The sequence below is a fragment of the Sphaerimonospora sp. CA-214678 genome (assembly GCF_050942215.1).
Lineage (GTDB): Bacteria > Actinomycetota > Actinomycetes > Streptosporangiales > Streptosporangiaceae > Sphaerimonospora.
In genome coordinates this window covers 5,744,917-5,757,944 of sequence record NZ_CP192056.1, presented here as the reverse complement: position 1 = coordinate 5,757,944, position 13,028 = coordinate 5,744,917, and the positions used below count along the sequence as shown (strand labels likewise).

Genomic DNA, 13,028 nt, shown 5'->3' with positions numbered 1-13,028 from the left:
TCCCGGCGGCTCCCGCGCGGCGACTCGGCCTGAAGTTCGATGCGGGCCCTGGCTAGGTCGACACTCCCAGGAGGATGCCGCGCAGGGTCCGGGTCAGATGGCGGACGAGGTGTTCTGAGCTCATGTCGGCCAGGGGACCGACGCCGATGACGTAACGGCTGAAGGTGACGCCGATGAGGTGGGCGCCGAGGATGTCGATGCGTTCGTCGGCGTCCGGCCCGGTCACGACCGTCCGGTAGGACTCGATGCTGCGCTGCTGCATCGCGATGTAGAGGCGGGTCGCGGTCTGTTCGTCGGAGGCGACGCTGCGGATGAGCGCGATGAACGGGTCGTTGCCGTCGGTGCTCTCCATGCGGTCGACGTAGGCCTGGGCGATGCGTTCGGGGAGGGCGTCGGGCGTGCCAGGCATCAGGTCGTCGAGGTTGCTCGATCCGGGCATCGCGGCGATGAACAGCTGTTCTTTGGACGGAAAGTGCCGCATGACCAGACCATGGGTGACCCCGGCACGCTGGGCGATCTCCCGGATGGTCGCGCGGGCGTAACCGCGCTCGGCGAACGCGCTGCGGGCGGCCTGCAGGATGGCTGCCTTGCTGGCCTCGGGGTCGCGTCTGCGCTTGCCGGTCCTCGGTGTGCTCCTGGGTGCGGTACTCACAGGCTAAGTGTACGCCTGGTCACTTAAGCGTGCTACCGTCGATATTGACCAGATGTTCATTAGCGATTGGGGAGACCATGACACTCGACCCTCTGACCCCGGAGAACACCACGATCGTGCTGGTGGACCACGCCGTCGGGTTCGCCAACGTGCTGCGTTCGCACGACACGGCGCAGCACATCAACAACGTGGTGGGGCTGGCGAAGACGGCCCTGTTGTACGGCAGCGGCCTGGTGGTGACCAACGGCCTGCCCGACAAGCCGTCCGGCCCGCTGTACCCCCAGCTGCTGGAGGTGATCGGCGACCACCCTGTGATCGAACGGGGCGGCAACTTCAACGGGTTCCTCGATGAGAACTTCGCACGCGCCGTGCGCGAGACCGGACGCCGTAAGCTCGCGATCGCCGGCGTGTCCACCGAGGGCTGCGTGCTGCAGACCGTGCTCGGCGCGCTGCGGGAGGACTACGAGGTTTACCTGGTGGTGGACGCCTCCGCCAGCCTGACGGCCGAGACGCACGACATCGCGGTCCAGCGCATGGTGCAGGCGGGCGCCGTACCGATCACCTGGTTCTCGCTGGCGGGGGAGTTCACCGTCGACCACCGCTCCGCGACCGCGCCGCATTTCCAGCAGTTGATGCGCGCGCACGTCCCCACCATGGCCGCGGGCGTCCAGTCCTATGTGGCCGCCCTCCAGCAGGCCAAGCGCGCCTAGTGTCCTGTACCTGGCGCGGACAGGACGACCGAAATGGGTCCGCCGATCGGGGCCCGGGGTGCGGTCCTCGCACCCCGGTTGGCGGTTGTCGACCGGCCCGCTAGCCGGCTCTGTCGATGATCCAGGAGAGTGTGAAGGCCTCCTCCCGCCAGGAGTCGTACCGGCCGCTGCGCCCCCCGTGCCCCGCGCCCATCTCGGTCTTGAGCAGGAACGGCCCGCCGGTCGCTGCGGAACGCAGTCGCGCGATCCACTTGGCGGGCTCGTGGTAGAACACCCGCGTGTCGTTCAGGCTGGTGACGGCGAGGATCGGCGGGTACGGCCGGCCGTCGACGTTCTCGTAGGGCGAGTACGACTTCATGTACGCGTAGACCTCGGGGTCGTGCAGCGGGTTGCCCCACTCGTCCCACTCGATGACCGTGAGCGGCAGCGACGGGTCGAGGATCGTGTTCAGCGCGTCCACGAACGGGACCTCGGCGACGATTCCGGCGAACAGCTCCGGCGCCAGGTTGGCGACGGCGCCCATGAGCAGGCCGCCCGCCGAGCCGCCGCGTGCGATGATCCGGCTCGACCATCCCTCGGCCTTGAGATGCCGAGCGCACGCCACGAAGTCGGTGAAGGTGTTCTTCTTCCGTGTCAGCTTGCCGTTCTCGTACCACAGGCGGCCCATCTCACCGCCGCCGCGCACGTGGGCGATCGCGAACACGAACCCGCGGTCAAGCAGCGACAGCCTCGCCACCGAGAAGTAGGGGTCGATCGAGCTCTCGTAGCTGCCGTAGCCGTACAGCAGGGTGGCGGCGGGCCGCTCGGTGCCCTTCCTGACGACGATGGAGATCGGCACCCTCGTCCCGTCCTCCGCCGTCGCCCACTCGCGGAACTGCTCGTAGTCGGCGGGGTCGTAGCCGCCCAGCACCGGCTTGCGCTTGAGCAGGATCAGCTCGTCCGTCCGCAGGTCGTAGTCGTACACGGACGGCGGGGTCACCATCGAGGTGTAGCTGAGCCGCAGCCGGCCCGTCTCGAACTCCGCGTTCCCGGAAGGCGTGACGTCGTAGAGCGGCTCGGGGAAGGAGATCTCGTACGGCTCCCGCCCGTCGCGAGGCAGGATCCGGATGCCGGTAAGGCCGTCGCGGCGGAAGTGAACGGCGATGTGGTCCTTGAACGCGTCGACGTCGAGCAGCCGGGTGTCCTCCCGATGCCCGATGAACGGCGTCCACGCGGCCGGATCGGTGACCGGCGCCGTGGCGAGCTCGAAGTTGACCGCACCCTCGTTGTGCAGGACGAGGAAGCCGTCGCCGGCGTGGTCGAGGCCGTACTCGACCCCGGTCCGGCGCGGCCTGACCACCGTGAACTCCCCGGCCGGGTCGGCCGCGTCGAGAACACGCACCTCGCTGGTGATCTTGCTGCTGGCGGACAGCACGAGATAGCGCTTGCTCCGGGTGAGTGAGATCCCCACCCAGAACCGCTCGTCGTCCTCCTGGTAGACGACGACGTCGGGCTCGTCCGATCCGAGCGTGTGCCGATGGACGCGGTACGGCCGCCAGGCGTCGTTGACGGTGACGTAGAAGAACGTCGAACCGTCGGCCGACCACGCGCCCCCGTAGAACACGCCGGGGATCTCGTCGGGGAGGATCTCGCCGGTGACGAGGTCCTTGAAGCGAAGGGTGAACCGCTCGTCGCCGGTGTAGTCGGTGGAGTAGGCGAGCCTCGCGCCGTCAGGGCTGACCGCACTCGTGCCGATCGAGAAGAACGGGCTGTCGCCGGCCAGCTCGTTCCCGTCCAGCAGCACCTGCTCGCCGGGGAGCGGCTCACCCGCCTTCAGCTCGGGCGGGCTGTCGCCGTCGGCGGCCACCCGGCACTGGATGCCGTACTGCTTGCCCTCTTCCGTTCTGCCGTAGTACCACCAGGCGCCCTTGCGGGTCGGGACCGACAGGTCGGTCTCCAGCGTACGGCTCTTGATCTCCTGGAAGACGGTGTCCTGGAGGTCCTTCAGGTGAGCCGTCATCTCCCGGGTGTAGGCGTTCTCCGCCTCCAGGTACGCGATCGTGTCGGGATCGTCCTTGTTCAGCAGCCAGGAGTACTCGTCGATCACGGTGTCGCCGTGATGGGTACGCTCGGCCGGGACCTTCTTCGCCACTGGCGCCATGTCGCTCACCTGCCAAAGTCTACGTTCGTCCCCCGTACGGAAGCCCCGAAGCGCGCGTCGTGTGCGCGGTTGGTGTCCAGCCCTGGTAATCTTGTCGAGCCGGTGACAAGCCGGTACTCCTCTTCCTTCCGGATCTTGGGTTCGCTGCGGTTTGCGTGGTGGGGTCGGGCCGGGTAAGTTAGAGGGGTTGCCCCGGAAGGGGTGGTCGGAATTCCCGCCGGGTGGCGGGGGTGATGTCAAGCGGGTTTGGCCGGGTTGCCGGTGGGGCTGGTTTGACAGGATCCTCCGGGACTGGCGAGAATAGATGACACAAAGTGAAGCTGATGTAACGCCCCGGATCCTGGGTCTGCCTGGCGGCTGGTCTGGGTGGTGGTGTACGCGTCCGTTTCTTGAGAACTCAACAGTGTGCTAAAAGCCAGTGCATTTTGATGCATTACCCCGTTCTCGCGCGCCCTCTTTTTGTGGGTGTGTGGGGGACGGATTCCTTTGATCGGCATCCGCTGCTGTTTCGGTGGTGGTGGGTGTTGGCTGGGGTTTCTTTTCAGACATTGTTTGGAGAGTTTGATCCTGGCTCAGGACGAACGCTGGCGGCGTGCTTAACACATGCAAGTCGAGCGGAAAGGCCCTTCGGGGTACTCGAGCGGCGAACGGGTGAGTAACACGTGAGTAACCTGCCCCTGACTCTGGGATAAGCCTGGGAAACCGGGTCTAATACTGGATATGACCACTCCGGGCATCTGGTGGTGGTGGAAAGTTTTTCGGTTGGGGATGGGCTCGCGGCCTATCAGCTTGTTGGTGGGGTGATGGCCTACCAAGGCGACGACGGGTAGCCGGCCTGAGAGGGCGACCGGCCACACTGGGACTGAGACACGGCCCAGACTCCTACGGGAGGCAGCAGTGGGGAATATTGCGCAATGGGCGGAAGCCTGACGCAGCGACGCCGCGTGGGGGATGACGGCCTTCGGGTTGTAAACCTCTTTCGGCAGGGACGAAGTTGACGTGTACCTGTGGAAGAAGCGCCGGCTAACTACGTGCCAGCAGCCGCGGTAATACGTAGGGCGCAAGCGTTGTCCGGAATTATTGGGCGTAAAGAGCTCGTAGGTGGCTTGTCGCGTCTGCCGTGAAAGCCCGTGGCTTAACTACGGGTCTGCGGTGGATACGGGCAGGCTAGAGGCTGGTAGGGGCAAGTGGAATTCCTGGTGTAGCGGTGAAATGCGCAGATATCAGGAGGAACACCGGTGGCGAAGGCGGCTTGCTGGGCCAGTTCTGACGCTGAGGAGCGAAAGCGTGGGGAGCGAACAGGATTAGATACCCTGGTAGTCCACGCTGTAAACGTTGGGCGCTAGGTGTGGGGGTCTTCCATGGTTCCTGTGCCGTAGCTAACGCATTAAGCGCCCCGCCTGGGGAGTACGGCCGCAAGGCTAAAACTCAAAGGAATTGACGGGGGCCCGCACAAGCGGCGGAGCATGTTGCTTAATTCGACGCAACGCGAAGAACCTTACCAAGGTTTGACATACATCGGACGCGCTCGGAGACGGGTGTTCCTTTCGGGGCCGGTGTACAGGTGGTGCATGGCTGTCGTCAGCTCGTGTCGTGAGATGTTGGGTTAAGTCCCGCAACGAGCGCAACCCTTGTTCCATGTTGCCAGCGGCGGCTTCGGCCGGCCGGGGACTCATGGGAGACTGCCGGGGTCAACTCGGAGGAAGGTGGGGATGACGTCAAGTCATCATGCCCCTTATGTCTTGGGCTGCAAACATGCTACAATGGTCGGTACAGAGGGCTGCTAACCCGTGAGGGGGAGCGAATCCCTAAAAGCCGGTCTCAGTTCGGATTGGGGTCTGCAACTCGACCCCATGAAGTCGGAGTCGCTAGTAATCGCAGATCAGCAATGCTGCGGTGAATACGTTCCCGGGCCTTGTACACACCGCCCGTCACGTCACGAAAGTCGGCAACACCCGAAGCCCGTGGCCCAACCCGTTGGGGGGGAGCGGTCGAAGGTGGGGCTGGCGATTGGGACGAAGTCGTAACAAGGTAGCCGTACCGGAAGGTGCGGCTGGATCACCTCCTTTCTAAGGAGCATGTGGCCGGCTCGTGGCATCTTCTCTCTGCCTTGTGTGGGGGGTTGGGTGTTGGGGGTTTGGTCTAGTGTCGCTGCGGTCACCGGCGTGTGTTCGGTGCGTGGCGTGCTGCTTAGTGGAGCACTGGTTATTCGGGTTGTTCTGGTCGGTCTGTTGGTGAGTACCGCCGTGGTTTCTATCTCTTCATTCGTGTGGGGGTGGGGTTGCGGAGTGGGAAAGGCATGGGGCGGGCTGGGAGAGTCCGGGCACACTGTTGGGTCCTGAGGGAACGGGCTTCCTGATGGCTGTGGGTGTTCTCGTTTTGTGTTCCTGCTGTGGTGGGGGCGTGGGGCGAGGGTGCCGGTGGTTGTCGGGTGTTTTTTCCTTCGTGCGGGGCTGGTCTCCTGCCATACCGGCGGGGTCTGCGCCTGGGTGGGCTGTTGCTGTCGTGGTGTTGTGCTGCGGTGGTGGTGGTTGTCGTCTGGGGTGTGGGTCGCGTGTTTGGTGGTGGGGTGGGCTGGTTTTTCTGGTTGTTGTTTGTGAATTGCATAGTGGACGCGAGCATCTTTTGTGGCCAAGTTGTTTAGGGCACACGGTGGATGCCTTGGCATCAGGAGCCGATGAAGGACGTGGGAGGCTGCGTTAAGCCTCGGGGAGTCGCCAACCAGACGTTGATCCGGGGATGTCCGAATGGGGAAACCTAGCACCAGTCATGTGGTGTTGCCGCCGTCTGAATGTATAGGGCGGTTGGTGGTGACGCGGGGAAGTGAAACATCTCAGTACCCGTAGGAGAAGAAAACAATTGTGATTCCGTGAGTAGTGGTGAGCGAAAGCGGAGGAGGCTAAACCGTGCGCGTGTGATAGCCGGCGGGCGTTGCGTGTGCGGGGTTGTGGGAGCTTCTGGAGGAGACCGCTGTCTTCTCAAGCAGTGATAAATCGGTGTGGTAGTCGAACGTTCTGGGATGGGCGGCCGGAGACCGTGAAAGCCGGGTAGGTGAAATCATGCCGACTGCTGGGGGTTGTCCCGAGTAGCACGGGGCTCGAGGAATCCTGTGTGAATCTGCCAGGACCACCTGGTAAGCCTAAATACTTCCTGATGACCGATAGTGCACGAGTACCGTGAGGGAAAGGTGAAAAGCGCCCCGGTGAGGGGTTGTGAAATAGTACCTGAAACCGTGTGCCTACAAGCCGTGGGAGCGTATACAGGGTTCGCCTTGTGTGTGATGTGACTGCGTGCCTTTTGAAGAATGAGCCTGCGAGTCGTGGTGTGTGGCGAGGTTAACCCGGGTGGGGGAGCCGTAGCGAAAGCGAGTCTGAATAGGGCGTTTGAGTCGCATGCTGTGGACCCGAAGCGGAGTGATCTACGCATGGGCAGGGTGAAGCTCAGGTAAGACTGGGTGGAGGCCCGAACCCACCAGGGTTGAAAACCTGGGGGATGATCTGTGTGTAGGGGTGAAAGGCCAATCAAACTCCGTGATAGCTGGTTCTCCCCGAAATGCATTTAGGTGCAGCGTTGCGTGGTGCTTGCCGGAGGTAGGGCTCTGGTTGGCTGATGGGCCCGACAAGGTTACTGACGTCAGCCAAACTTCGAATGCCGGTAAGTTGAGCGTGGCAGTGAGACTGCGGGGGATAAGCTCCGTGGTCGAGAGGGAAACAGCCCAGATCGTCGACTAAGGCCCCTAAGCGTGTGCTGAGTGGGAAAGGATGTGGAGTCGCAGTGACAACCAGGAGGTTGGCTTAGAAGCAGCCATCCTTGAAAGAGTGCGTAATAGCTCACTGGTCAAGTGATTTTGCGCCGATAATGTAGCGGGGCTCAAGCATACCGCCGAAGTCGCGGCACTTGCATCATCGTTGTGGTGGTGTGGGTGGGTAGGGGAGCGTCGTGCGTCCGGTGAAGCTGTCGAGTGATCGGTGGTGGAGGGTGTGCGAGTGAGAATGCAGGCATGAGTAGCGAGTCAGAAGTGAGAAACTTCTGCGCCGGATGACCAAGGGTTCCTGGGGCAGGTTGATCCGCCCAGGGTTAGTCGGGGCCTAAGGCGAGGCCGACAGGCGTAGTCGATGGATGACGGGTTGATATTCCCGTACCCGCTGTGGTGCGCCCATACTGAACCTGGTGATACTAAGAGTCCTTAGCCCCCTGTTGCCTTCGGGTGGCGGGTGAGGGTGAACGCTCGGCCTGAGCTGGTAGTAGGTAAGCGATGGGGTGACGCAGGAAGGTAGCCCATCCCGGGCGGTGGTTGTCCCGGGGTAAGCATGTAGGGCGAGGGGTAGGTAAATCCGCCCCTCTTTGTGCCTGAGGTGTGATGCCGAGCCGATTGTGGTGAAGTGGGTGATCCTATGCTGTCGAGAAAAGCCTCTAGTGAGTGCTGTGGCGGCCCGTACCCTAAACCGACTCAGGTGGTCAGGTAGAGAATACCGAGGCGGTCGGGTGAACTGTGGTTAAGGAACTCGGCAAATTGCCCCCGTAACTTCGGGAGAAGGGGGGCCTCTGCTGGTGATCGACTGTGCGTTGTGAGCTGGTGGGGGTCGCAGTGGCCAGGGGGAAGCGACTGTTTACTAAAAACACAGGTCCGTGCGAAGTCGTAAGACGATGTATACGGACTGACGCCTGCCCGGTGCCGGAACGTTAAGGGGACTGCTTAGCACTCTTCGGGGTGCGAAGGTGAGAACTTAAGCGCCGGTAAACGGCGGTGGTAACTATAACCATCCTAAGGTAGCGAAATTCCTTGTCGGGTAAGTTCCGACCTGCACGAATGGCGTAACGACTTCCCCGCTGTCTCAACCACAGGCCCGGTGAAATTGCAGTACGAGTAAAGATGCTCGTTTCGCGCAGCAGGACGGAAAGACCCCGGGACCTTCACTGCAGCTTGACATTGGTGTTTGGGGCGGCTTGTGTAGGATAGGTGGGAGACGGTGAAGCGGTGACGCTAGTTGTCGTGGAGTCATTGGTGAAATACCACTCTGGTCGTTTTGGATGTCTAACCCGCGCCCGTGGATCCGGGTGGGGGACAGTGTCTGGTGGGTAGTTTAACTGGGGCGGTTGCCTCCTAAAGGGTAACGGAGGCGCCCAAAGGTTCCCTCAGCCTGGTTGGTAATCAGGTGGTGAGTGTAAGTGCACAAGGGGGCTTGACTGTGAGACTGACGGGTCGAGCAGGAGCGAAAGCTGGGACTAGTGATCCGGCATCGGCGTGTGGAAGCGGTGTCGCTCAACGGCTAAAAGGTACCCCGGGGATAACAGGCTGATCTTCCCCAAGAGTCCATATCGACGGGATGGTTTGGCACCTCGATGTCGGCTCGTCGCATCCTGGGGCTGGAGTAGGTCCCAAGGGTTGGGCTGTTCGCCCATTAAAGCGGTACGCGAGCTGGGTTTAGAACGTCGCGAGACAGTTCGGTCCCTATCCGCTGCGCGCGCAGGAGACTTGTGAGGGGCTGTCCCTAGTACGAGAGGACCGGGACGGACGAACCTCTGGTGTGCCAGTTGTTCCGCCAGGAGCATGGCTGGTTGGCTACGTTCGGTAGGGATAACCGCTGAAAGCATCTAAGCGGGAAGCTTGCCTTTAGATGAGGTCTCCCACCCGTTTGGGGTAAGGCCCCCTGTAGATGATGGGGTTGATAGGCTGGGAGTGGAAGCGCGGTAACGTGTGGAGCTGACCGGTACTAATAGGCCGAGGACTTGACCACAATCTTGGTGTTTGCGTCCACTGTGTGATTTTCGAGCAGCAACCGGACCGTGCCCGCGTGCGTGGCCCTCTTTTTGTGGGGTTGGTGTGTGGGGTTGGTGGTTGGCTGTTTGGTGGGGTTACGGCGGTTTTAGCGGTTGGGAAACACCCGGTTACATTCCGAACCCGGTAGTTAAGCCTTCCAGCGCCGATGGTACTGCATCCGTGGGGGTGTGGGAGAGTAGGTCGCCGCCGGACAATTGTTGTGTGCAGGCCGTTCCTTCGTTGGGGCGGCCTGCACGCGTTTCCGGGCTTTGTGCGTGTGTGGGTGTGGGGCGTGTGTTCGGGGGGTGGTGTGGCCTCCCGTTTTTTGTTTGTGGTGGAGGCGTTCCGGGGCTGTTCCTTGTCGGGCGGCCTGCGTGTTTCTGGGCCTGGTCGCGTTGTGCGGGGCTGGGTCGTTGGCGGTGTGTTCGGGGGGCGTCCCCCGTTTTCTGTGCCGGGTGCCGGGCGGGCGGGTGTCGGGAGGCCGTGGGTGCCTCCCTTTTTTTGTTTGCGGCCGGGGGTCCGCGGGGGTCGGTTCGTGTTGGCCGTGGGGGCGGTGCTGTGGCGCGTCCGTGGTGTGGGTGGGGGCGGGTGGGTGTTCCGGCCGGCGTAAGACCGTGCCGGGACCACCGCGCCCGGGGAGGCCGGAGGCCTCTGCCGCCAGGGCGTGACTGTCACGGCCGGCCGGAACAGCTGCCCGTCCCTGCCCGCACCTGTCAGGGCACCCGGCCCCGGCCACCCACCACATCAAACCCCGCCACCACCACATGTCCGTACACCACCTGAAACCCCGACACCACCACACAGAACCCGGCCATCCCACCACCGAGCCCACCCACTTGATCAACCCCACTTCGATCAGAAGGGGCCGCCGGCTCCCGATCCGATTGCTCGGCCTTGGGCACCTCGAGCGGATTGACGGCGGGTTCACGATGCGGCGGCTGAGTGAGTCCCGGAGCCGGGGCTGAGGATCTTGTGATCGATCTGGGATTCTCCGGTGCAGATATCTGTTTGCGTGGACCTACTCAGGGCAGCGAGCATGGAGTTAGAGTGGAGCGGAACGAGGATCGACCAACGGAAGATGGAGTTACTGGCTCTCCACATTATCGAACCAAAAACAATTAAATACTCGGGCGTGTCGGTAGGGCATCGCTGAGGTGTCGATTACGGTCCCTTGTATCGGGACGAACCCGGAAGAGGACAAGTCGGAAAAGGACGAGCCGATGGGGGCAGTGCGCAAGGTGGCGAGCTACCTTGGCCTGGGTGCAGCGGATCAGTACGACGAGGCTTACGGCGACGAGGACTACGCGGATGACTGGGTGCCGGCCGCAGAGCGGGCGGCCAAGCGGTGGCAGCCTGCCACGGAGGCCGCGAAGATCGTGATGGTCCGTCCGCGGAAGTACGATGACGCGCTGACCCTTGGTCGGCATTTCCGGGAGGGGCATGCCGTCGTTATGGATGTGGCGGGAATGTCCACGGCTGAGGCTACTCGGATGGTGGATTTCGCGGCTGGACTCGCTTATGGGTGTGAGGGACGCATTGAGCGCATCGCGGACAAGGTATTCCTGATCACGCCGGCGAGTGTAGAGGTTTCCACTGCTTGATCGAATGAATTCCGTAATCGATTCCCTGGCCGCTGATCCGGAATATCGGATTTACGTTCCCGAACGGTCACGGCCGGGAGCCGGCCGGGGGTCGGCCGGGGGTCGCGGGGTTCTGACGGAAGCCGCCGGTTCCGATCCTTGTCGACTCCGATCACCGCTCAGGGGGTCTGGAGGTCTCTCGACGTCTCCGGGCGTCTTCCCAGCGGTTGCGGTGCTTTCACAGTGTCTCCCCGAGTGCGTCCACAGCGCCTCCGCGAGTGCGTCCACAGTGTCTCCGCGAGTGCCTCCACAGCGCCTCCGCGACTGCCTTAGCAAGCGTCTCCACGGCGCATCCGCAGAACCCCTTCCAGCGACGCATGCGCACGCAAAGCCTCCATGGCGTCGCCATGGCGTGGCAGTCGGAGCGGCGTGACCACGGCGGGCACCGGTTCCCGGTCCGTCCGGTTCAGGTCTCACCGGACCGACCGATGGCCGGCTACGCGGCGCGGGGGCCGCGGCGGAGCAGTCGTGTCAGTTCGGCCAGGTCCTCGGTCGCGGCCTCGGCCCGTGCCTCTGCCTCTCGGGCGTACTCGTGCAGTGCCCATACGGCCTTTTCGGCGAGTTCGGACAGTTCCCGTGCCCGTGCTCGGACGTTCTGGAGCTCGGCTTGTTCTCGCCGGCGATCTCGCCAGAGAAGGTGTCCGCCGCAGGCGCCCGCGACCAGGCCCAGGCCTGCGAGGGTCCAGCCCCATATGGCCCAGTCCCAGGGGGCGCGACCCAGGAGAGAACCGTCGCCGAGGGTCTGGAGCAGGGCGAGGGCGGATCCGGTCACGAACGCCATGACCGCCACGCTCAGCAGGAGGTAGCCGGGCCAGGGGTGAGAGCGCCGTGGAACGGACTCGGTCACGAGGCGCTGTTCGGCGGTGGCCAGGGATTCCGGGTCGGGCCCTTCGGGGCGGAGTTTCACCTCGTACCCGAGAATCGGCACGGTCATGGTGTCCGGAGGGGGTTCGCGTACCACTTCGATGAGGGTCTCGGCCGCGGCCTTCACCGCGGGTGCCGCCAGATAGATCGCGAGCGCGGCCATGTGCGGGTCGCCGCCCGGTCGTACGTCGTGGAGCAGGTGGCCGGTGAGTGAACTCATCGGGCCCTGGGGATCGCCCTGACCGATCAGCGAGCGGAGCACGGCGAGGGGTTCGTCTTCGGCCCAGATCATGCCGCTGACGACCTTGGTCACTTCGACGGCGCCTTCGCTCTCGCTTCGTCGCGGCGCGGAGGTGATCTCCGCGCACCGTTCCCGCAGTCGCCGCAGCCGGGCCGCCGCGTCGATCGCCTTCGCGATCTCCGGTACGGTCGTGAGCTCGGGGAAGTCCCTGAGCGACGGCGGCACCGTCACCGGCCCGTCCTGGCCTTCCTCGGCGGCCGATTCATTCGCCCGCTGGACATCCGAGGCACCGGTTCCGTTCGCCTTCCGGACATCCGGGGTGCCGCTTTCCCCGGCGGGCGGGCCGCCGTCGGGGGCCGCCGTACCTTCCGGGGCGTCCGATGTCGTACCCAGGGCCGCGAGCCATCGCTCGTCCTCGGCCGGTACGGCTACCGCGTCGAGTTTGCGCAGCACGAATATCTTGCCCACCGGACCGTAGGCGCCGCGCGCCGCGGCGAGCCACAGGGCTCGCTGGCCGTGGGTCACCGGGCGCTCGGCGGACAGTTCGCCGAAGGCGGTGCCGAGCCAGGAAGCGTGGATCCGGTCGCCCTGGCCGCATACGGCCAGGGCGAGACACAGGAAGAGCGTCGTGCTCTGAGGGTCGAGCCGGGTGGCGAGAGCCAGGGGCTCCAGAGCGTCCTTCCCGGACATGATGAGCACGAGGGCCTCGATGGCGGGCGCCAGCCAGTAGTCGGGGACATCGGTGACGCCGGGCGGGAGGGCGGGGGCGCTGCCGTCGGCCGCCAGGTGGACGAGGAGGGCCTGGGCGTAGCGGTGGAGTTCCGCTGTGCCCGCCGGGTTCGCGCGGCTGCCTGTTTCCTCCGGGTTTCCGTCGTCTTCGGAGCTTCCGCGATCACTTCCGGGGCTTTCAGGGCTCCCGAGGCCCGCAGGTGTCCCGAGGCTCTCCGGATTTCCGGTCTCGAGGTTGGTCAGGTCCATGCTCACGCGAAACGCTCCCCGAGGGATTGGCAGGCACTCCCT

General features: G+C 64.0%; 5 protein-coding genes and 3 rRNA genes. 5 read left to right on the top strand and 3 right to left on the bottom strand.

Translation table 11 applies throughout. The features are described 5' to 3' along the window. Positions 1 to 52 precede the first annotated feature (52 nt). Positions 53 to 652, bottom strand: a complete 600-nt coding sequence (locus tag ACQP1K_RS25710) for a TetR family transcriptional regulator (RefSeq protein WP_433498258.1) — start codon at positions 650 to 652, stop codon at positions 53 to 55. A gap of 77 nt (positions 653 to 729) precedes the next feature. On the opposite strand from ACQP1K_RS25710, the gene ACQP1K_RS25705 reads away from it, so the two are divergent. Beyond that, positions 730 to 1,362, top strand: a complete 633-nt coding sequence (locus ACQP1K_RS25705) for an isochorismatase family protein (protein WP_433498257.1) — start codon at positions 730 to 732, stop codon at positions 1,360 to 1,362. Positions 1,363 to 1,462: 100 nt separating this feature from the next. Here ACQP1K_RS25705 and ACQP1K_RS25700 read toward each other — a convergent pair whose 3' ends face one another. Continuing rightward, complete coding sequence (locus tag ACQP1K_RS25700; RefSeq protein WP_433501647.1) at positions 1,463 to 3,502, bottom strand: S9 family peptidase; 2,040 nt, start codon at positions 3,500 to 3,502, stop codon at positions 1,463 to 1,465. Between the two features lie 549 nt (positions 3,503 to 4,051). On the opposite strand from ACQP1K_RS25700, the gene ACQP1K_RS25695 reads away from it, so the two are divergent. The 4 genes from ACQP1K_RS25695 (at position 4,052) to ACQP1K_RS25680 (ending at position 10,864) form a co-directional block, all read left to right on the top strand. Then, a 16S ribosomal RNA gene (locus tag ACQP1K_RS25695) occupies positions 4,052 to 5,571 on the top strand. Positions 5,572 to 6,131: 560 nt separating this feature from the next. Beyond that, positions 6,132 to 9,240: ribosomal RNA gene (locus ACQP1K_RS25690) — 23S ribosomal RNA — on the top strand. A 119-nt stretch (positions 9,241 to 9,359) separates the two neighbouring features. Further along, positions 9,360 to 9,476: ribosomal RNA gene (gene rrf / locus ACQP1K_RS25685) — 5S ribosomal RNA — on the top strand. The 16S, 23S and 5S rRNA genes sit together here, the layout of an rRNA operon. A 941-nt stretch (positions 9,477 to 10,417) precedes the next feature. Then, positions 10,418 to 10,864 (top strand): cell division protein SepF, encoded by a 447-nt coding sequence (locus ACQP1K_RS25680; RefSeq protein WP_433498256.1) that lies wholly within the window; start codon positions 10,418 to 10,420, stop codon positions 10,862 to 10,864. Positions 10,865 to 11,339: 475 nt separating this feature from the next. On the opposite strand, the gene ACQP1K_RS25675 is transcribed toward ACQP1K_RS25680, so the two are convergent. Continuing rightward, a complete protein-coding gene (locus ACQP1K_RS25675; RefSeq protein ID WP_433501646.1) occupies positions 11,340 to 12,986 on the bottom strand; it encodes a hypothetical protein in 1,647 nt (548 codons plus the stop codon). Positions 12,987 to 13,028: the final 42 nt, after the last annotated feature.

Excerpts from the sequence above, each read along its gene's own strand:
- ACQP1K_RS25705 (WP_433498257.1), top strand. The coding sequence starts at position 730 with ATGACACTCGACCCTCTGACCCCGGAGAACACCACGATCGTGCTGGTG.
- ACQP1K_RS25700 (WP_433501647.1), bottom strand. The coding sequence starts at position 3,502 with ATGGCGCCAGTGGCGAAGAAGGTCCCGGCCGAGCGTACCCATCACGGC.
- ACQP1K_RS25675 (WP_433501646.1), bottom strand. The coding sequence starts at position 12,986 with ATGGACCTGACCAACCTCGAGACCGGAAATCCGGAGAGCCTCGGGACA.